Source organism: Pseudomonas sp. MNR3A (genome assembly GCF_009650575.1).
GTDB classification, from domain to species: domain Bacteria; phylum Pseudomonadota; class Gammaproteobacteria; order Pseudomonadales; family Pseudomonadaceae; genus Aquipseudomonas; species Aquipseudomonas machongensis.
Genome location: NZ_VZZS01000005.1, coordinates 1 through 21,703 on the forward strand (window position 1 = coordinate 1; position 21,703 = coordinate 21,703).

The window sequence follows — 21,703 nt, forward strand, 5'->3', positions numbered from 1 at the left end:
GTCCCGCGATGGGCTGCGCAGCGGCCCCCAGACCCCCATCGAGGAAACCCCATGACAACGCCCACCCACCGCCGCCTCACCAGCGAAACCGAGGCCATCGAAGTCGCCCGCCAGGTCGCCGAGGAAATCGCCGCCATCGCTGCCGACCCACGCAACAACGGCCAACTCCCTCGCCGCCAGGCTGAGCTGCTGTCCAGCAGCGGCCTCACCGCCATCGGCGTGCCTGCGGCACTCGGCGGGCTCGGTGCCTCCGTCGCCACCCTTGTCGAAACCGTACGCCTGATCTCGGTCGCCGACGGTGGCGTGGGCCAATTGCTGCAGATTCACAACGTCATGCTGCGCGGCGTCGTCAGTGGCTATCCGGATGAAGTACGCGATCGCCTGGTCGCCGACCTGCTGGCTGGAAAGCGCCTGGGCAATGCCCTGGCCGAGGTCGGCGGCAAGAACAAGTTCGCCCTCAAGACCCGCGTCGAGCGCCGCGCGGACGGCAAGCTGGTGCTCAACGGCAGCAAGTTCTACTCCACCGGCGCCTACCTGGCCGAGTGGATCTCGCTGACCGCCGCCAGCGACGACGGCGGCGTCGGCGTGCTGCTGCAGCGCGATACGCCAGGCCTGACACTGATCGACGATTGGGACGCCTTCGGTCAGCAGAACTCGGTCAGCGGCACCGTCAACTTCGAAGACATCGTCCTCGACGAGCGCTATCTCTCGCGCCGTAACGGGCCGATGAAGCGCACCGGCCTGACCTTCCCGCAGATCCTCCACGCGGCCATCGACACCGGCATCGCCGCCGGCGCCCTGCAGGCGGCCACCGCCTACCTGCGCGAGCATGCCCGGGCCTGGGTTGAAAGCGGCGTCGAACGGGCCAGTGACGAGCCCCATGTGATCCGCCAGATTGGCGAATACGCCGTGGCCCTGCGCGGGGCAGAGTCGGTGCTGCGCGATGCTGCACGAGTGTTCGACGAACACGAGCGCGACCCGGAGAACAAGGCGTTGCAGGACGAACTGATCCTCTCGGTGGCCACCGCCCGCGCCCATGCCGACAGCGCCTCGCTGAAAATCGCCAGCGACCTGTTCTCGCTGCTGGGTGCCAGCGCCAGCCTGAGCAAGTGGAACCTCGATCGCTTCTGGCGCAACGCGCGGGTGCACACCACTCACGATCCGATCCGCTGGCGCCTGCACAACGTCGGCAATTACTACCTCAATGGCACGGATCCCGGCGAGTACACCGCCATTCTCAATGCCAAGGAGGCCCAGGGCGCGACGCGCCGCTGAATCCGCAGCGGCCACGTCGCTGGGCAAGCCCGTGCCGTGGCCGGCACATCCACTCCCTTCGGACACCTGTATGCCCCACCCTCTGCTGCGCGCCCTGGCCATCTACCGCGAGATGCCCTGGCGCTTTCTTCTGGTCGCCCTGCTCTACATCGCCGGCAACCTCGGCCTGGTCTGGCAGCAATGGCTGATCGGCCATGCCGTCAACGACGTCAGCGCCGGTCAGGCCGTGGTTCGCCAGGCCGACGGCAGCCTCGACGCCAGTGTCGCCTGGTACTGGCTATGCCTGTTGCTGGCCATCGCCCTCGGCCGTGGCCTGCTGCAGTACGCGGCTGCCGTACTGTCGCTGGTGCTCAGCCAGGCGCTGCTCACTCGCCTGCGCGAACGCATCCTCGAACAGGTACAGGCCCTGCACCTGGGCTACCACTGGCAGCACGGCATGGGCGAACTGGTGACCCGTACCACCCGCGATGCCGACAAGGTCCGCGATGCGCTGATCACCTTCTGGCGGCAGATCGTCGAAACACCCCTGGTGGTGCTGGCGGTGGTCGGCCTGCTGGCCTGGTATGACCCGCTGCTGGGCCTGGTACCGCTGCTGCTGACCGGTGTCGGCCTGTGGTTGTTCGTGGTACAGACCGAGCGCCTGGTCACCCTCGACCGCGCCGTAGGTGCCGCCTATGACCAGGTCAGCCAGGACCTCGCCGAAGGTATCGGCGGCGTGCGGGTGATCAAGGCCTTCGGCCTGGAACAGACACGCATCGAACGCTTTGCCGCGCAGGTGGCGGTGTTCTCCGGGCATGCCCGTGCCGCCCTCGCCTACGCCGCCTCGCGCATTCCCCTGCCGCAGGCGGTGGTGGCGCTGGGGCACGCCTGGGTGTTAATCCATGGCGCTCACCTGGTGGCGAACGGGCGGCTGGGAATCGGCGAGCTGGTGACCTCGCTGCTGCTGGCCACGACCTTGGTATTTCGCATCGAGGGCATCGGCCGGGTCATGCAGACCTTTGCCGACGCCCGTGCCAGCGCCGAGCGCATCTGGCAACTGCTCGACGAACCGCCAGCGATCAGCAGCGGCCCTCAGGCCTTGCCCCGAGGGCCGTTGGGCCTGAAGTTCGAGAAGGTACGGGTCGGCGCGCCGAACGGCGGACGTGACATCCTGCACGACTGCTCGCTCACCCTTCAGCCCGGCGAAGTGGTCGCGCTGGTGGGCGCCACCGGCACCGGCAAAAGCCTGCTGGCGAGCCTGTTGCCACGCCTGGCCGATGTTCAGGGCGGTGCCGTGCTGATCGGCTCCGAGCACCACGGCTGGCAGGATGTGCGTGGGTTGGACCTGGCAGAACTGCGTCGTCGCGTGCAGGTGCTGCCCCAGGAAAGCTTCCTGTTCTCCGACAGCCTGGCGGCCAACCTGCGACTGGCAGCCCCCCACGCCAGCGACCAGCAACTGCGCGAGGGCCTGCGACTGGCTGCGGCAGAGGACATCCTGGAGCGTCTGCCCCATGGCCTGGATACACCGCTGGGCGACCGTGGTGTAACGCTCTCCGGCGGCCAGCGCCAGCGCCTGTGCCTGGCCCGCTCGCTGCTCGGCACCCCGGATATCCTGTGCCTGGACGACGCCACCAGCGCCCTCGACGCCCACGCCGAGCGCCGGGTACTGGACAACATCCGCCGCCTGCGCGGCGATCAGGGCCACGCCCCCACCCTGCTGCTGATCACCAGCCGCCTCTCCACCCTGCTGCTCGCCGACCGCGTGCTGGTGCTGGACAACGGCCGTATCGCCGCCAGCGGCAGCCACGCCGAACTCAGCGCGCACAACGCCCATTACCGCGACCTGCTGGGGATCGAGCATGACTGAGCCACGCAAGACCCCGAGCGACCTCGAGATCGAACAGACCCTCGCCCGCCAGGCCCTGGACCGCGGCATGCTGCACCGCCTGCTGCCGCTGATGCGGCCGATCCGCAGCGCGATCCTGACCGTGATCGGTATCGAGCTGCTGCTGGTGTTCACCGTGTTTCTGCGGCCATGGTTCGTGCGCGAGCTGCTCGACCGTGGGCTGATCCACGACGGCGACCACTGGCTGCTGGACGAACGCCTGGTGCTGTGGCTGGGCCTGGCCCTGGCGGCCAGCTGGCTGGTGCGTTTCCTGCTCGCGGGGGTGTCGCAGTTCATCGCAGGCTCCGCGGCGATCCGCGTGCTGAACGATCTGCGGGTGAAGGTGTTCAGCCATGTCCAGGCACTGTCGGTGAGCTACTTCGACCAGACCCGCGCCGGGCGCATCATCTCCCGCGCCGACCGTGACGTGGATGCCCTGGAACCGTTGCTGGTACAAGGTCCGCCGGAGCTGCTCGGCGCCCTGCTGCGCTGCGGCCTGGCCTCGGTGATGCTGTGGCGCATCGAGCCAAGCTTCTTCTTCAGCCTGGCAGGTACGGTGCCGTTGCTGGTGCTGGCGACCTGGCGCTTCAAGCGCATCTCCCAGCGCAACTGGGCAAGGGTTGCCGAGCAACGAAGCCGCTTCACGGCGCACCTGGTCGAGAGCGTCAACGGCGTGCGGCTGATCCAGCAGTGCGGCCAGGAAACGGCCAATGCACAGCGTTACCGGCGCCTGCTGGAGGACTTCAACCAGGCGCTGATCCGCGGCAGTTTGCGCGCAGGCTGGTTCGCCCCCTTCACCGCGCTGCTCAGCACCGCCGGCATGGCCGTGCTGTTGCTGGTCGGCGCCCATGGCCTGGCGCAAGGCACGGTCAGCGTCGGCCAGGTCGCCGAGAGTCTGTTCTATGTGTTCCTGTTCCTCGGCCCGCTGCAGGAGCTGTCGGATCTGTTCGAACGCTACGCCACAGGCTCCGCCTCGGCCCAGCGAATCTTTCTGCTGCTCGACACCCGCCCGCAACTGCTCGACCCGCAGCGCCCTCGGGCGCTGGGCCGCGCGCGCGGGCAAGTGGATTTCGAGCAGGTCGAATTCGCCTATCACCCCCAGGCCACAAGGCCGGTGATCGACCGCCTGGACCTGCACGTGCCCGCAGGCCAGGTGCTGGCCATCGTCGGCCCCTCCGGGCATGGCAAGAGCACCCTGGTGCAGTTGCTGACGCGCTTCTACGACGTGCACGCTGGCGCGGTGAAGCTGGACGGCATCGACCTGCGCCACCTGTCGCAGCACGACCTGCGGCGCAATGTCGGGGTGGTGCTGCAGGACAACGTACTGTTCAGCGGCAGCATTCTCGACAACCTGCGCCTGGCCGCACCGCAGGCTGATGACGCCCAGCTGATTGCTGCGGCGCGCGAGCTGGGCGCTGACGAGGTGCTGGAGCGCCTGGCGCAGCAATACCACACCGAAGTCGGCGCATTGGGCTCACACCTGAGCCATGGCCAGCGCCAACTGGTGTGCCTGGTGCGGGCCTACCTGGCGGACCCAGCAGTACTGGTGCTGGACGAAGCCACTTCGGCGGTGGATGTACATACCGAGCGGCGCATCCAGCGAGCGCTACGACGCCTGTGCGAAGGGCGTACGGCGATCGTCATCGCCCACCGCCTGGCGACCATCCGCGATGCCGACCGGATTGCCGTGGTGCGCCATGGACGGGTTGTGGAGCACGGATCGCACGGGCAGTTGCTGGCCCTGGATGGCGCTTATACAGCGCTGCATGACGCCTACATGCGCAGCGCCGCAGCGCTCGAAACAACCTCGCAACCCTGAAGTCGCACGTGCAGGACCCTCGGGGGATGGCAACGGCGCACCGCAGCGCCCTGCTGCTCCCCCAGCAACCATTGCTGGCGGGGTGTTGCCACAGACGCACCCCGCGCCCCTCGCATCGCCAGAGCCCGCGCCCCCCGGGGTGCGCCGCGGCAATGGCACAGCCGTTGCACCGCTGCATCCATTCGCTCATTGCTCACAGGAGCCCCCATGTCCACCGAATTCTTCTGGCGCCTGCCGCTGGGCACCGACGGCCCGCAGTTGTCCACCGACCGCCACAACCGTGGCGCCCCCCGGCACCGCCCCGGCAACATCGCGCCGGGGCGCCTGCACAGTGGCGAGGCCGACGGTTTCAGCTACATCGACTACATCGCCCAGGTGGCCAAGGCCGCCGAACTGGCCGGTTTCGAAGGGGCGCTGCTGCCCACGGGGCCGGAGCCGTGGATCGCGGCGGCGGCATTGGCGCGCGAGACCCGACGCATTCGCTTCCTGATCGCCTTCCAGGCCACCTGGACCCTGCCCGCCTACGCTGCGCAACAGGCTGCGATCCTGCAGAACCTCAGCGGTGGGCGGCTGGACTGGAACATCATCACCGGCGGCAATCCCGCCAGCCAGCGCGCCAATGGCGACTTCCTCGAGCACGACCTGCGCTACAAGCGCACTGGCGAATTCCTCGACGTGATCCAGGGCCTGTGGGCCAACGACAGCTTCTCCTACCAGGGTGACATCTACCGCCTGGAGCACGGCAGCCTGCCACCGGGCCTGCAGCACGAGCGCAAGCCGGGGGTGTATTTCTCCGGGTTCTCCGACGCGGCACTGGAGGTCGCCGCGCGTCACGCCGACGTGTACCTGAACTGGGCCGAGCCGATCGACAAGCTCAAGCCGCACCTTGAGCGGGTTCGCGAACTGGCCGACAAGCAAGGGCGCAGTGTGCGCTTCGGCCTGCGTGTCGACCTGTTCGCCCGCGAGACCGAAGACCAGGCCTGGCGCGAGCTGCGCCAGCAGTTCGAGCGCCTGGAGGGCACGGCCAGCAGCACGGCGAAACGCTTCATCACCGGCTCCGATTCTGTCGGCGGCGCACGCCAGGCCGCTTATCACCAGCACCTGGAAGGCTTCGACGAGTTGATCCTGGCCCGCAACCTCTGGGCCGGTTTCGCCAAGGCCAAGCCCGGCCCGACCGTAGGCCTGGTCGGCAGCCACCAGAACATTGCAGAACGCCTGGCCGAATACCGCGATGCCGGTTTCTCCACCTTCATCCTGGCCGCCAACCCGCACCTTGAAGAGGCGCTGCGCATCGGCCAGGAAGTGCTGCCGCTGGTGCAGCAACCGGCCTCCACCCCTTTCAAGGCCCGCGCCTGAATCCTTGCAGAGACCCCACCATGAGCCATCCCCTCGACACCCTCTGGTACACCCGCTGTCCGGTTCCCACCGGGCTTGGCATCGCCGTCCAGCAAGGCTGGCTGCAGGCCGACCTGTCTGCCCTCGGCACCCAGGTCCAGTCGCTGCGCGAAGCCGACGACCAGGCCGTGCGCGAATCGCACTTCGACCACAGCCTGCGCAACTCGGTGCGCCATGGCGGCAGCATCCCAGCGATCTGGGCCCGCGCCCAAGGTCGCGAAACCCGCGTGATCGGCCTGTCGTGGGCAGACGAGGCGCAGTTGATCCTGAGCCTTCCGGGCAGTGGCATCCGCACGGTCAAGGACCTTGCCGGGCGGCGCTTCGGCCTGCCCGACTGGGCCGCGGCACAGATCGACTTCACCCGCGCCCAGGCCCTGCGCGGGCTGGAAAACGCCTTGCGCCTCGAGGGCCTGCAGGTGGGGGATGTGCAGTTGGTCAACTACCGCTACGACGGCACCTTCAGCGACCGCCCGGTGCGTAACGTGGCCGGCACGCCGGTCTCCACCACCCAGACGGCCGGACGCAATCTGGAGTTGGCCGGGCTACTGCGTGGCGAGGTCGACGCGATCTTCCTCAAGGGTGCCAGCGCCGTACAGTTGGCCCATGCCTTTGGCCTGCACACGGTGATCGACACCGGTGCCCATCCCGACCCGCTGGTGCGCAGCAATAACGGCACCCCGCGCACCCTGGCGGTGGACAGCCACCTGCTCGCCCAGCATCCGCAGGTCGCCCGTACGATCCTCGCCGCCGTGTTGCGCGCCGAAGACTGGGCCCAGCGACACCCTGACGAAACCCGCCGCTACCTGGCCCGCGAAACCAACAGCAGCGAGTACTGGGTCAGCGTCGCCTATGGCAACGATGCCCACCTGCGCCTGCGTACAGCCCTGGACGAGCAGGCCCTCGCCGCCCTGCAGGACTTCGTCCACTTCCTCAAGCGCTGGCGCTTCATCCCCGCCAGTTTCACGGTCAGCGACTGGATCGACCGCGGCCCACTGGACGCGTTGCTGGCCAACACCCCTGCCATGGAAAGGACCTCCGTCGCCCTATGAGCAAGCCACTGGAAACCCTCTGGTACACCCACAGCCCGGTGCCCACCGGGCTCGGCATCGCCGTGCAGTCCGGACGCCTGGCCCAGGCGTTTCAACCGTTCGGCACCAATATCCAATCACTGCGCGAGTCCAGCGAACGGGAGGTGCGCGAAGCCCACTACGACCATCACCTGCAGAACTCGGTGCGCCACGGCGGTAGCATCCCGGCGATCTGGGCCTATGCCAGCGGCGTCCAGACCCGGGTGTTGGGGCTGTCGTGGATCGACGAGGTCCAGCTGATTCTCACCACCGAAGAAAGCAGCGTGCGCACAATCCGCGACCTGAAGAATCGCCGCTTCGGCCTGCCGAAATGGGCCAACGTGCAGATCGACTTCACCCGCGCCCAGGCCCTGCGCGGCCTGGAAAACGCACTCAAGCTCGAAGGCCTGTCGGTGGCCGATGTCGAGCTGGTCGACTATCCCTACGGCGGCACCTACAGCGACGACCCCAAACACCACCTGCACGGCTCCGCCGTCAGCCTGGGCACCAGCCGCTTCAGTCGGCGCAACAACGAACTGATCGGCCTGCTGCGCGGCGATATCGACGCCATCTTCCTCAAGGGTGCGCACGCGGTCAGCCTGGCCCACGAGTTCGGCCTGCGCGTGGTGGTCGATACTGGCAGCCATCCCGATCCGCTGATTCGCAGCAACAACGGCACGGCGCGGACCCTGACGGTCGATACGCACTTGCTGCACGAGCATTTCGACGCCAGCGTGACCCTGGTCGATACGGTGCTGCGCACCGAGCAATGGGCCTGGGCCAACCCCGAGGAGACCCGGCGTTTTCTGGCCCGTGAGCTGAACACCAGCGAGTACTGGGTGGCAGCCGCCTATGGCGAGGATGCCCACCGGCGATTGCGCACCACCCTGGACAATCGCTCGATCGAGGCGCTGCAGGACTTCACCGAATTCCTCCACCGCTGGGGGTTCATCCCGCAGCGCTTCGACGTGCGCGAGTGGATCGATTTCAGTGTGCTGGAGAAGGTGATCGGCTCGACGTCGCGGCTGGCGGTCTGAGCGTAGGTCCACATAGGGCGTAACGGCCCTGAGCACCGGGGGCTGTGCCTGTCTTGTTCAAAATCTAAAGGCCAGCCCACCCTCTGTGGGAGCGGGCTTGCCCGCGAAAAAGACACCGCGCTGCCTGGCACGGGCTACGCCCGTGTTCGCGGGACAAGCCCGCTCCTACCAGGGCCACGCCGACCTGCTGCCCAAGCAACATCCCCCCGCCCCATTGCTGCCCCAGCAGCACCCCGCAAACAGCCCCTTGCTGCCCCGCCCGCAACCGCGCCGAAAAGCGTTCTTTCAATCAAAGAAAATCAATATAAAACAATCACTTGCAGATACTGGCACAGTCCCTGCTCTACCCCTCCCCAACAACACTTGAAACACGGGGAGAACCACATGCACCAGCTCAATCCTCTGGCCCGCCAGATAGGCCTGGCCCTGCTGCTGGCCGGTGCCGGCAACCAGGCCTACGCCGCCACCGAAACCAGCGAAGAAAAGAAAACCGAACCCGCCCTCGAAACCGTCACCGTCACTGCCCAGCACCGCGAACAGACGCTGCAGGAAGTGCCCGTCGCGGTCTCGGCGATCAAGGGCACCCAGCTCACCGCCGACGGCGTTCGCTCGATGGGCGACATCACCACCTTCGTGCCCAACGCCTCGGCCAAGAACCCCGATGGCGACGGCCGCCCACGCTGGTACATCCGTGGCCTGGGCACCGGCGACACCGGTGCGGCGACGGTCTATCCAGTGGGCATCTATGCCGACGACGTCTACCTCAACGCGCCCATTGCTGGCGGCGGGCCGCTGTTCGACCTGGAACGCATCGAGATCCTGCGCGGGCCACAGGGCACGCTGTACGGCAAGAACACCACGGCCGGCGCCGTGAACGTCATTTCCAAGAAGCCGACCTTCGACACCGACGGCTACGGCACCGTCGGTTTCGGCAGCAAGAACGAGCGCATCCTCAACGGTGCACTGGGCGGCACCCTGGTGGATGAAAAGCTCGCCGGCCGGGTGTCGCTGTATTCCGAGGAGCGCGACGGCTTCCAGAAGAACGACTTCGATGGCAATACCTATGGCGACGTGAACAAGAAGGCCATTCGCCTGCAGTTCCTCGCCCAGCTCAACCCCGATCTGGATGCCCTGCTGAAGCTGCACAGTCGCCAGTTCAAGGGCGATGGCAGCAACGGCTCGCTGCCAGTGGGCCGTTACTACAACGTCGGCTACCAGCGCCCCAATGGCCGCGACATTTCGCTCAACGTCAACGAGGACTATCGCCTCGACCACGATGGCGCCTCGCTGACCTTCAACTGGTACCTGGGCGACTACACCCTGACCTCGATCAGCGCCTACGACTACATCCGCAACCGCTCCACCACCGACGCCGACTACACCCCCTATGAAGTCAACGGTGCCTCGATCACCGACAACGCCTATCGCCAGTGGTCGCAGGAGCTGCGCCTGGCCTCGCCGCAGGACCGTCCCCTGCACTGGCTGGCCGGCGCGCATTATTTCCACGAGAACCTCGACAGCTCGGCCCAGCGTATCGTCGCGCCTGGCCCGACGCCCAACGGCACCGGCTCCAACCAGGTCGGCAGCACCGCCTATCGCAACCAGGACTTCGACCACCGCACCGACAGCTATGCGCTGTTCGGCAACGTCACCTATGACTTCACCGATGCCTTCAGCCTGACCGGCGGCCTGCGCTGGACCCAGGAGAAAAAGGATATCGACCTGGACCTGGTGCAACTGACCCGCGCCACCGCCAATGGCCCGCTGATCCCCATCGCCGGCGCTGGCAGCAATGGCAATCGCCAGCAGGACAAGACCTGGGAAGCCTGGACCTACGACCTCACGCCCGAGTACCGCATCAACGACAACCTGCGGGTGTTCTTCCGCTATGCCCATGGCTTCCGCTCTGGTGGCTTCAACACCGGGCTGTCCACCAGCCTGGCGCAGTTGACCACGGTGGATCCGGAGGAGCTCGACGCCTACGAGCTGGGCCTGAAATCCGAGTGGTTCGACCGGCGCCTGACGGTCAACGCCAACGTCTTTTACTACGACTACTCGGATATCCAGGTGAACCTGCTGACGGTCAACAACGGCGTGCTGACCACCGCCTTGACCAACGGCGCCAAGGGCAAGGTCAAGGGTGCGGAGCTGGAGATCGAGGGCCAGCCCACCGAACGCCTGCACCTGCGCGCAGCGCTGTCGTTCCTGGACACCGAGTACACCGACTTCAAGAACGTCAACCCCGCCACTGGCGCGGTGACCGCCGACTACAGCGGCAACAGCTTCGTGCGTTCGCCACGCAACGTGGTCTCGCTGGGCGCCGATTACACCCTGCCCCTGGATGTGCCAGGGCGCGTGGTGGCCGGCGGCGACGTGAGCTTTCGCGACAAGGAATATTTCCTGGCCGACCGCCAGAGCAGCGGCGCCGACGAAACCCTCAGCCAGCCCCACTACACCCTGGCCAACGCGCGCCTGAGCTGGTTCAGCGCCGACGACAAGCTCAGCGTCACCGGCTTCGTCAACAACCTCACCGACCGCCGCTACCAGGTGCACGGCCGGCCCAACGGCACCGCCGGGCAGTACGTGATCACCTACGGCGATCCGCGCACCGTTGGGCTTAGTGTCACCAGCCGGTTCTAGGTCGCTCTTGCGGGCCCTATCGCGGGCAAGCCCGCTCCCACAAGCGATAGGGTCAGCACAACCAACACACACTTCCAGCAGGAACCCCAGATGCCCCACCACACCCCCTTGGCACGCGCCATCGCCGTGGCCATCGCCGGCTTCGCCGTGCCCGCTTTCGCTGCCGAACCCAACGACCGACTCGACACCGTGGTCGTGGTCGGCACCCATAGAAGCGATGTGACCGCCCTGCAAAGCGCCGCCCCGGTCGACGTGCTCAGCGGCGAGAAACTGCGCGAGACCGGCGCCAGCGACCTGTCTGGCGCGCTGACCGCGTTGTCGCCGTCGTTCAGCTTCCCGCAATCGCCCCAGGGTGCCTTCGCCGGCTCCATCGCCCAAGGCGCCTCGCTGCGCGGGCTGGCCTCCGACCAGGTGCTGGTGCTGGTCAACGGCAAACGCCGCCATACCAGCGCCAACGTCACCCGCCAGGGCCTGGTCAATGGCCGTGGCGCCGCCGCCGTGGACCTGAGCCTGATCCCGCTGAGCGCTATCGAGCGGGTCGAGATCCTGCGCGATGGCGCCGCCGCCCAGTACGGCTCGGACGCCATCGCCGGGGTGATCAACATCGTGCTCAAGGAACGCGACGACGGCGGCAACATCGGCTATCGCTTCGGCGGTTACGACAAGGGCGACGGCCTGCAGCGCAAGCTCAGCGGCTGGAAAGGCTTTGCCCTGCCCAACGATGGTTTCCTCACCCTGGCCTTCGATGCCGGCAGCCAGGACCCGGCCAGCGACACCCGCGATGACAACCGGATCTTCTACCCCGGCGACACCAGCATCAACACGCCGCGCGAGCAGAACAACCGCTACCGTAACTGGCGTTGGGGCTCAGGCAATGTGTCCGATCAGTACAATTTCACGGCCAACGCCGAGACCGGCCTCGGCGCCGGGCTGACGGCCTACGGCTTTGCCAGCTACGCGCACAAGAACACCGATGCCGAGGGTTTCTTCGACCCGCCCACCACTTTGCGCAACAACTACGGCAGCACAGCCCTGGCCCGCTACCCCGATGGTCGCCTGCCGATCACTCGCTACGGCCTGGAGGACTACGCGGCCACCGGTGGCCTGCGCTTCGAAGACGCCACCCTGGGCAACTTCGACCTGGCCTTGAACTACGGCAACAACCGCCTCGACTCCACCGACCGCGACGCCATCAACCCCAGCTGGGGCGCGGCCAGCCCGTCGACCATCTATACCGGCCGACGTGAAGCCGACCAGACCAACCTGACCCTGGACTGGACCCGCGATTTCGCCACGGACCTGCTGTTCAAGCCGCTGACGGTCTCTGCAGGCCTGGCCTGGCGCAAGGAGAACTACGAGCTCACTGCAGGCGACGCCGCCGGCTGGTCCAACGGCCCGCTGTTCAACACCCTCGACCCGATCACCGGCCGCCGCCTGCCGGGCTACTACTCGGGGATCACCCAGGTCGATGCCGCTTCGCTGGATCGTCGGGTGATCGGCGCCTACTTCGACCTCGAAGGGCAGATCACCGAGAAATTCCAGGCCGGACTGGCCGTGCGCAGCGAGCATTATTCGGACTTCGGTGACACCACCAACGGCAAGCTGTCGCTACGCTATGACTTCACGCCGCAGATCGCCGCGCGGGCCAGCGCCAGCACCGGTTATCGAGCACCGTCCCTGGTGCAGAGCGGGCTGTCGTCGTTCAGCGTACAAGTCGTCGAACAGCCGCCTGGCAGCGGCAACTGGGTCGAGGTGCAGCAACGCACCCTGCGTGCCGACAGCCCCGAGGCACAGCTGCTCGGGGGCAAGGCGCTCAAGCCCGAGGAGTCGACCAACTTCTCCGTGGGGCTGGTCTGGCGCCCGCTGCCCAACGCCTCGCTGACCCTCGATGCCTACCGCATCGACATCGACAACCGCATCACCCTGTCGGACCAGTTGCCGGCCTCGGTGGTCTCGCCGATCTTCGCCGGTACGCCCTACGCCAATATCCAGAGCGCTGCGTTCTACAGCAACATCGCCGACACCCGCACCGATGGCATCGAGCTGGCCGGGCACTACGACCTGGACCTGGGTGCCTGGGGCCGGGTCAACCTCAACGGTGGCTATGCGCGCAACAATACCCGCATCACCGGGCTGGACAGTGTCGGCGGCATTCCCGGCAACCAGATCATCGGTCGCAACACCCAGGGCCTGATCGAAGACGGCACGCCCAAGGACAAGCTGACCCTGAGCGCCAACTGGCTGTACGACGGCTGGAGCATCACCCTGGCCCAGCGTCGCTATGGTGAATGGAAGAGCCTGAACGCCAGCAACCCGACGCTGGACCAGACGTTCAGCCCGCAGTGGGTGACCGACCTGGACGTGTCGTACCGCCTTGACCTGGGGCTGACCCTGTCGGTCGGTGCGATCAATCTGTTCGACAGCCACCCGGACAAGCTCGAAGGCGCGCAGCTGTATGGTGTGCCGAAGTATTCGATCACCAGCCCCGAGGGCGCACAGGGGGCGTTCTACTACACCAGCCTGAGTTACGACTTCTGAATCGGCGCGCGCCCCACTGCTGATCGACTGCTGCCCCAGCAGCAGCGTACTGCTGCGTCATCATCAGCGCCCATGGCCGAGCCCCGAAAACACGGGGCTCGGCACACTGGCACAGGTCTTGCGATATCCCCGTATCACCGATCACTCAAGGCCTTCCATGCGCGCCCTGCTCGTTCCTCTTTCCTGGTTGACCTCGCCCCTGGCCCTGCTCGCGTTGTGGGCCTCGGTGGCCGCTGCCGGGGTGTTTCCGGCCAACCTGCTGGTATCGCCGCTGGAGGTCTGGCGCAGCTTCCAGGAGCTGCTGGACACCGGGGAGCTTCAGGAGCACCTGGCCGGCAGCCTCTCGCGGCTGGGGCTTGGCTTTGCCTTCGGCGCTCTGTCGGGCCTGGCCCTGGGCACGGCCATGGCCCTGTCGAAAACTGTCGAGGCCTATTGCGCACCGCTGTTCCATACCCTGCGCCAGGTCCCCAGCATCGCCTTGATCCCGATGTTCGTGTTGCTGTTCGGTATCGACGAGACCTTCAAGATCGTCATCGTCGCCAAGACCGCGTTCTTCCCCGTGGCCCTGGCCACCGGCGACGGTATCCGTGCCATCCCGCGCAGCCATTTCGAGGTGGCGGCGGTCTATCGCCTGGGTTGGCCGACCCTGGTCGCACGCATCGCCCTGCCCGCCGCCGTACCGGCCATCGTCACCGGCGTACGCGTGGCGCTGACCCGCGCCTGGGTGGTGCTGGTGGCCTGCGAACTGCTCGCCGCCGACAGCGGCCTGGGGCAGATGATCGAAATGGGGCGCCAGATGTTGCGCATCGATGTGGTGATGGTCGGCGTGGTGATCACCGGGGTGATCGGTTTCACCCTGGACTGTTCGCTGCGACGTGTGGAGCGGCGCCTGTCTGCCTGGCAGCGCAGTTGAGGAGCGAATGATGACTGTCCGACACTTGCGTGGCCTGTTACTGCCGCTGCTGCTGCTCGCGGCCTGGGAGTATGCCTCGCGCCAGGATGCAGCCGGCGCCTATGCCTTCGTGTCCTTGTCCAAGGTCGGCTCGGCACTGCTCGAGCTGCTTGGCAACGGCGAGCTGCTGATCAACCTGCTGGCGAGCCTGGCGCGCACCAGCAGCGGCCTCGCCCTGGGCATGCTGGCCGGCATCGGCCTCGGCGCACTGATGGCCTTGTCGCCGCTGGCCAACCGCCTGACTGCACCGCTGTTCCATGCCCTGCGCCAGGTCCCGATGCTCGGCTGGATTCCGCTGATCGCCCTGTGGTTCGGCAATGGCGAGCCGGCCAAGTTGCTGATCGTGAGTGTGGCGGCGTTCTATCCGATGGTGCTCAACACCTACGAAGGCCTGCGCCAGGTCGACGTCCGCCAGCGTGAGGTCGGCCAGGTGCTGATGCTCGATCGCTGGCAGCAACTGCGCCTGATCCTGCTGCCCGGTGCCTTGCCAAGCATCGCCACTGGCGTGCTGCAGGCCCTGGCCTTCGCCTGGGTCACGGCCGTTGGCAGCGAGCTGTTCCTCGCCTCTGGCGCCGGCCTTGGCAACCTGATGATGAACGCCGAAGCCGGCGCACGGATGGAAGTGATCATCGTCTGTGTACTGTGCATCGGCCTGTGCGGCTACCTGATGACCTGGCTGTGCACCCGTTTCTGCCGGCGCCTGCTGCGCTGGCGCACCACTGATTGAAGGCCGCGACCATGAATGCCATCGCCCATCCCCACCCGCCTGCCGTGCAGGCTGGCGCCCTGCAGATCCGCCGCCTGAGCAAGGCCTATCGGCTCAAGGGCCAGACCCTCCAGGTACTGCAGGACATCGACCTGGACATTCGCCCCGGCGAGTTCATCAGCATCCTCGGTGCCAGCGGCTGCGGCAAATCGACCCTGCTGCGGCTGATCGTCGGCCTGGACACCGATCACCAGGGCACGATCGTGCTCGACGGCCAACCGGTACGCGGCCCGGGCCTTGAGCGCGGCATCGTGTTCCAGGACCACCGCCTGTTTCCCTGGATGACCCTGCAGCAAAACATCGCCCTGGCCCTGAAGAACCACGCGCTGCCTGCCGATGAAAAGCAGCGCCTGGTTGCCGAGCATATCGAGCTGGTTGGCCTGCACGGTTTCGAGCAGGCCTATCCACACCAGTTGTCCGGCGGCATGGCCCAGCGTGCGGCGATTGCCCGGGCGTTGGTGAACAAACCCAAGGTGCTGCTGCTCGACGAACCCCTGGGCGCGCTCGATGCCTTGACCCGGGTACGCCTGCAGCAGGAGCTGCAGCGCATCCGCGAGCGCGAGCGCTGCACCGTGGTGATGGTCACCCATGACATCGAAGAAGCGCTGTACCTGGGTGACCGCGTGATCGTGATGGATGCCCACCCGGGGCGCATTCGCGAAGACCTGCCTATCGACCTGGCACATCCACGCGAGCGCACCCATCCTGCCCTGCAGATCCTGAAACAGCGGCTGCTCGAGCAGCTCATGGCGCATTGAACCTTTAGCCTCCAACCCACGGATGCGCGTCCAGCATGCTCAGGGTGAACGCCAGGACCAACTCGTGCTCGGCAGCACTGCGCTCCTCGGCCAACGCCTCGATATCATCCAGCACACTCTGCTCTGGCGCGGACTCGACCTCGGCCATCAGTGCTTCGAGGCGATCATGGTAGGGCTGGTTGAGCGTTTCGAATGCGTCGGGCTGCGTGTTGCGCAGATAGTCCTGCCAGAAGCTGCGCTGTATCAACGATGCGGCAATGCGGGCATCCGTTTCCGCCTGCAGGATCGCCGTGCTCGCCGCACGCAGTTGCGTGTCCCCTACATCCGAGAACATCCGGTGGTACATGTAGCGTGACTGGGCCGGCAGCCCGAGCGGCCTGACCAGCCCGGCCCGGTATGCGAGATGCACCTCTACCTCATCGAGCAAACCATAGGGGTTGGTGGCACGCGCCTGTTGAATGTGCTGGGCGGCGATTCTGTCGACCTCGTCCAGCCGATACAGCTCGCGGCCCAATTGCGTCAATGCGGGGCCGACCGCAGCGGGGGCCAGCCCGGCAGTGCGTGTGGCGACCAGCGCGCGGACTTCCAGCAGGCTGAGAATCAGCAGCATCTGGTCCGAGCAGGTTCGTGGCCCGGAAGCCTGCTGGAAGATCGCCTCGCGAACCTCGCTGTTCTGTACGCAGGCGTCGATCACCTGCCAGACCCTGCGCCGCAGGTCCAATCCTTGCAGTGCGTAGTCACGGGAACGGCCAAGATCATGAAGAAAGCGCATCAGGTCACTGCTGCCCGGTTCATGCACCAGTCCAGTCCATTGGACCTCTCGTACCGTTCTCTCCACATCGGTGGAGCCTGCCAGCCAGAGTTCGAGCGACTCCTGCCCTCCCGGGACATGTCGACGCAGGGGCAAGGCCACCGCAGCATCCTCTCCCATCGTGGTACGCAGTGCGGCCTGCGTTGCTTCCGGCAACGGATTGTCATGCAGGCTCAGGCCTGCCAGGCGACGACGCGAACGGGCAAGGGACGGGCTCATTTCGTTGATATTGTTGTCGCGCAGGTCGATATCCTCGAGCTGCGGATGCATGTACACCTCGACAGGCAGCTCGGCCAGACCAGTACCACGCAATGACAGACGCTGCAGGTTCTCCAGGGGGCCAAGCGGCGGCAGTCGACCGATGGGATTGTGCGCAAGGTCCAGGGTACGCAGCTGCGTCAACACGCTCAGCCTGGCCATGCCGGCTTCGTCGATGACGATCTGGTTGCCGGCCAGGCGCAGTTCGGTGAGCTGCGTCAGCACCTGCAGCCCGTCAGGAATACTGTTGATCAGGTTGTCACGCAGATCGAGGCTGCGCAGGTTGGCAAAGCGCGAGAGAAAATCTGCGCCGATTGTCGCCAGGTTCAAGCGGCGCAACGTCAGTTGGGTGACATGCTCGAACGTCACGCCCTCGGGGAGTATGGGCAGGCTGTCGAGCCGTTCGCTGTCGATGATCAGCCGGTATTGGCCATCCTGCTCGGCACGCTTGCGCCGCCAGCAATGGCGGATGCGCCGGGCTACCAGGCGACGCCGCTCGAGCATGGGCACGCGGGTTGCCTCGCGACGCCAGGTGCCCAGGCTTTGGTTGAGGCGAGTCATTAGCTGTTGCAGGTTGCGCAGGTGATCCCACAGGCCCTCGCCGCGTTGACGCACAGTCTCCAGGTAGGCTTCCACCTCGACGTCCGACAGGGTCGGAAAGACTTGCTGGTAGCCCCGCAGCAGCGCAAGACGTGACCCTTCGGGCCGGCCGCTCAACGGGTAACCGATGCGTCCGTCGCCCAACCGTTGTGGAGGGCGCAGCCCTGTACCGATCGGCGCCATGCCAATGAGGCGGGCCGCTTGCTCGCGCTGGGCAAAGGCGCGCTCGGCCAGGGCACTGGCCAGGTGCCGGGCAGAACGGGTCGCCTCGCCCAGCTGCAACCGTTGTGGGGCATCCAGATGCCATAGCAGGGCCTGGAACAGATCGTCCGTGGCGTAGGCACCCGGCATGGGCGTCCCTTGAGCATCGACTGCCAGATAGCCTTTCGCGGTCTTGATCATTCGACGCGTCTGGCTGGCAAGCGAATCGCCTACCTGTGCCAGCACCTGGCCGTCGAACTGTCCGTCACGCACCTCGATACGTACAGAGCTGTCCCAGGGCGACCAAGCCTGCAACAGTCCCAACGCCAGTTGTTCGGTATCCTGAACCACCGCGGCGGCCTGCTCGAAACCTGCACAGGCCCGATCAAGACGGGCGTCACGCAACTGCCATCGCGCACGCTCGGCCACCCCCAGTGGCACCCGCCCTTGCTCCAGCAGTTGCTGGAGCTGGTCAGCATTGGCCTGGTCCAGCAGCTCCTGGCCTGCACGCGTCGTGAGGGAGGGAAAATCACGGTGCAAGGGCTGCGCCGCCGGGACGGGTGTGGCCTGCTGCTCCTGGACGTGAGCTTCGAAGGCGGCGCCACGCAATTTGGGGAAGCTGGCGTGCAGCTGATAACGCTGCGCCGCATCGTACAGGCGCGCTGGCGCAGGTGCATTTTCAAGGTGCAGGCGCCGTAGCTGCGACTCATCCATGCCAATGCTGCGCAGCAGCGGGCCGGCGATGTCGTCACTCACCTGACGCAACCCTCTGCCCAGGCGGCGTATCAGCATGCCTTCCCCCTGCCATTGTCGGGCAGACTCCAGGGCATGGCGCACGCCACCGGCGCCGTTGTCCTCAAGTGCGATGGTCGGCGCCTCGGGCCGGTTCGGATGCGCCACTGCGGCTACATCCGGGTCGTCGCCCAACCGGTAGGTCATCTCCTCGACCCCTTGATACGCGTGTCCTTCGTGGATTGCACGCTCACCGGGCGCCAGCGCCAACTCTTGCGTGGCATAACCCGGAAGATCGGCACGCGCCAGGCGCAGTTCACCATCGGCACGCTGTATGGGTGCCAGCTCGTCGACCTGCGCTACGCGCTCAAGCACCTTGCTGGCGCCGACCGTGAGGCCGAGCATCGCGACGTTCTGCGCCACGGCCACCAGATGGCCAAGCGCAGCCTCGCGATCACCGAGCGCCCAGTCACGGTAGCCCTCATACACTTCTTCGGTCAGCTGCTCAGCGGTGATCGCCAGCAGTGGCAAGCCAAGTTCTGGAACGAAGAAGCTGGCAATGCCCAGAATGTCGAGACCCAGGCCCTTGAGCCAGTGCAGGCGACGATCACGCTCGACGCTGTCGACCAGGCTGGTCGGTACGGCCAACACCTTTGCATCGTCCAGCAGGGTATCGACCTGCACCTGGCGCAGGTGGGCGAACAGCGCGCCGCCGACAGACTGCCACCGACCATCCAGCTCGATGGTATCCAGCGGGCCGCCTTCGGCCAGCAACCGTTTCAGCACCTGAGCAAAATGCACGCGGTCCTTTACGCTGACGAAGCGCTGGAAGAACGACCAGTAATCAGCCTTACGAAAACGCTTGCCCAACGCTTTGAACAGCTCGGACCAGGAGCGGTGGACACTCAGTACGCCCTGCGGATCATCCGGTATCCAGGCAATCAACTGCGCAAGCTGAGCATCTGCGCCCTCTTTTGCGGGCACCTGGAACACCACCACCCCCTGGATCTTGCGGCCCAGCAGGCGCATGTCCAGTGCCGTCAACGAGGCTGGCTGGGGCGTCGCAGCGCAGACCTTTTGCAGCTCCGCCAGCATGTGCTCGTCGATATCGCCCTTGAGCCTCGCCAGCCACGCTGCAGCCTCCAGCCCCTCTCGCCAGCCCCGCTCAAGCAAGGCTTCATTGTTTCGGCGTAGAGCATCGTTGCCAAACAGCACGGCCTTGAGATGCTGCTGGTAAAGCCCCCCCAGATCCAGGGAGCGACACAGGCCCGCAAAGGCCCGGGGCTGTAGGGCAAGCGTGTTGCCTTGCGCATCGACCACTGCCGACGCTGCCTGCCAGGCGACCTTCGATGTTTCGGCACGGTCGAAATTATGCAGTGCCGAGGCCAGCAGGCTGTTTTCGAAACTGCGAGTGACGATGCCATCCGGGACCCAGCCGACGCCTGACGGGAAGCGGATCTGGACTTCGCGCCGCAGCATGCTGCGACGCACATCCAGCGAGGGTTGCACCCGTTTGTCCAACGCTTCGCTCAGCAGGGGCGCGGCGAATTCGTCCAGCGGCTGGATCTGCCCAAGCAAGGCGCGCACCTCATGCTGCGTACGTTGCTGGGCGCGCAACGCCCGATGCAGTCCATCCAGTTGTTCGGGCTTGGCTGCGCTCAACCAATCGGGCAGACGGCTGGCGATCAGTGTATCGATCGTTTCATAGGGAAGGGGTTGGGTCGACATGATACTGCTCCATCGCATTGAAAACGCGCATGAAGCCAGCGAGTGCAGAAGCGCACGTGGTAGCTATGTCTCAAGTGCCGGGCAAACGCAGGTCCACTCCCATGGCCTGGGCGAAGGTTTTCACCAGTGGGCTGCGTGGGGTGTTGTGCCGCAGGATCAGGCAGAACGGTGTATGGAAACGCACCATCTCGGGATGGATCGCACGCAAGCGGCCCTGGCTGACCAGCGATTGCGCAAAGTGACAGGGCAGAAAACCGATGAAGTTGCCCGTGAGCAGCAGCATGGCCACCGCCTCGACCTGGGTGGCCGACGTCTGGTTGTTCTCCTGGTCGAAGAACTGCCATTTGGCCGTGTGCATGGCATAGCGATGGTGCACGAAGTTGTGTTCGCGCAGGCTGTCGAGGGGGATGTCCGCATCGCTTCGGGCGAACAATGGATGGCCTTCGCCGCAATACAACGCCGAGGCTTCCTGGTACATCTCGAAGTAGTCGAACTCTTCCCGGCGCTGGTACAGCGGGACAATGCCGGCGATGAACCGACCTTCGATGACGCCGCGCTCCACCTCGTCCAGCTGTGCCACGTTCAGGCGGACACGCACCTTCGGGTGATCGCTGGAAATTTGCCGGATCGCAGCGATCAGCGGCGAGCCGCGATCGGACAGGGTGTTGTCGATGGCGCCTACGCCCAGTTCGCCAATCAGCTCGTTCTGGGCACTGCTGATGCGGTCGCGGAAGTTGTCGACCGAGTTGAACAGCTCGATCGAAGCCTGGTACACCACCTGCCCTTCTTCGGTCAGGCTGAAACCTTCGCGTCCGCGGCTGCACAACCGCATGCCGATACGGATTTCCAAATCGGAAATCTGCTTGCTGATGGCTGCCAGGCCCACGTTCAATTCGTTCTGCGCCGCGCTGAAGCCTCCTGCCTCGACCACTGCCTTGAACACCTTGAGCAGTTTGAAGTCCTGGCCACTCAAGGCCAGTGGCGCACGAATGCGGGTTTTTTCCGGCAGGTTTCCCGCAGTGGAAAGTGAGGTTTCCATTGTAAGTATTTACCTCGCGCTCGGCTTTCAACAGGCTGGATAGCACAACAAGAAATCAGCCGGCCTCGCCATCATGACCTTATGCAACGGCATATTGCAAGACTCTCCGAAATCCCTATTTCAGTCGCAAGCGATTGATTTAATTCATTTTTATACCCTGCCCCAAGCTATGTGAAACCTGCTTTCGCAGGCCTCATGACGGCCCGAACCTGCTGACAGAAGA

At 65.8% G+C, this 21,703-nt stretch carries 13 protein-coding genes; 11 read left to right on the plus strand and 2 right to left on the minus strand.

Features of this window, described 5'->3' with window-relative positions:
• The first annotated feature begins 51 nt into the window (after positions 1-51).
• The 11 genes from F6X62_RS03500 to F6X62_RS03550 all read left to right on the plus strand — a co-directional run bounded on the left by F6X62_RS03500 (position 52) and on the right by F6X62_RS03550 (position 16,111).
• Positions 52-1,275, plus strand: a complete 1,224-nt coding sequence (locus F6X62_RS03500; protein WP_153772703.1) for an acyl-CoA dehydrogenase family protein — start codon at positions 52-54, stop codon at positions 1,273-1,275.
• 70 nt (positions 1,276-1,345) lie between these two features.
• Positions 1,346-3,121, plus strand: a complete 1,776-nt coding sequence (locus F6X62_RS03505) for an ABC transporter ATP-binding protein (protein ID WP_153772704.1) — start codon at positions 1,346-1,348, stop codon at positions 3,119-3,121.
• Positions 3,114-4,958 (plus strand): ABC transporter ATP-binding protein, encoded by a 1,845-nt coding sequence (locus F6X62_RS03510; RefSeq protein ID WP_153772705.1) that lies wholly within the window; start codon positions 3,114-3,116, stop codon positions 4,956-4,958. Before F6X62_RS03505 ends, F6X62_RS03510 begins: the two co-directional genes overlap by 8 nt.
• Positions 4,959-5,165: 207 nt before the next feature.
• Complete coding sequence (locus F6X62_RS03515) at positions 5,166-6,314, plus strand: LLM class flavin-dependent oxidoreductase (protein ID WP_153772706.1); 1,149 nt, start codon at positions 5,166-5,168, stop codon at positions 6,312-6,314.
• A gap of 20 nt (positions 6,315-6,334) precedes the next feature.
• On the plus strand, positions 6,335-7,402 hold the full coding sequence (locus F6X62_RS03520; RefSeq protein WP_063545205.1) for an ABC transporter substrate-binding protein: 1,068 nt from the start codon (positions 6,335-6,337) through the stop codon (positions 7,400-7,402).
• Positions 7,399-8,457 (plus strand): ABC transporter substrate-binding protein, encoded by a 1,059-nt coding sequence (locus F6X62_RS03525; protein WP_054891493.1) that lies wholly within the window; start codon positions 7,399-7,401, stop codon positions 8,455-8,457. Before F6X62_RS03520 ends, F6X62_RS03525 begins: the two co-directional genes overlap by 4 nt.
• A gap of 384 nt (positions 8,458-8,841) precedes the next feature.
• Positions 8,842-11,097, plus strand: coding sequence for a TonB-dependent receptor (locus F6X62_RS03530; protein ID WP_063545207.1), 2,256 nt, complete (start codon positions 8,842-8,844; stop codon positions 11,095-11,097).
• Between the two features lie 90 nt (positions 11,098-11,187).
• Positions 11,188-13,635 (plus strand): TonB-dependent siderophore receptor, encoded by a 2,448-nt coding sequence (locus tag F6X62_RS03535; protein ID WP_153772707.1) that lies wholly within the window; start codon positions 11,188-11,190, stop codon positions 13,633-13,635.
• 157 nt (positions 13,636-13,792) lie between these two features.
• The gene (locus tag F6X62_RS03540) at positions 13,793-14,548 is read left to right on the plus strand and encodes an ABC transporter permease (RefSeq protein WP_153772708.1); all 756 of its coding nucleotides are present in this window, start codon (positions 13,793-13,795) and stop codon (positions 14,546-14,548) included.
• Between the two features lie 10 nt (positions 14,549-14,558).
• The gene (locus F6X62_RS03545; RefSeq protein ID WP_153772709.1) at positions 14,559-15,314 is read left to right on the plus strand and encodes an ABC transporter permease; all 756 of its coding nucleotides are present in this window, start codon (positions 14,559-14,561) and stop codon (positions 15,312-15,314) included.
• Positions 15,315-15,325: 11 nt separating this feature from the next.
• A complete protein-coding gene (locus F6X62_RS03550; protein ID WP_153772710.1) occupies positions 15,326-16,111 on the plus strand; it encodes an ABC transporter ATP-binding protein in 786 nt (261 codons plus the stop codon).
• 4 nt (positions 16,112-16,115) lie between these two features.
• Here the strand turns inward: F6X62_RS03550 and F6X62_RS03555 are convergent, their stop codons facing one another.
• Together F6X62_RS03555 and F6X62_RS03560 are read right to left on the minus strand one after the other, a co-directional pair.
• On the minus strand, positions 16,116-20,441 hold the full coding sequence (locus tag F6X62_RS03555; protein WP_178117517.1) for an NEL-type E3 ubiquitin ligase domain-containing protein: 4,326 nt from the start codon (positions 20,439-20,441) through the stop codon (positions 16,116-16,118).
• Between the two features lie 70 nt (positions 20,442-20,511).
• Positions 20,512-21,480, minus strand: coding sequence for a LysR family transcriptional regulator (locus F6X62_RS03560; RefSeq protein WP_153772712.1), 969 nt, complete (start codon positions 21,478-21,480; stop codon positions 20,512-20,514).
• Positions 21,481-21,703: the final 223 nt, after the last annotated feature.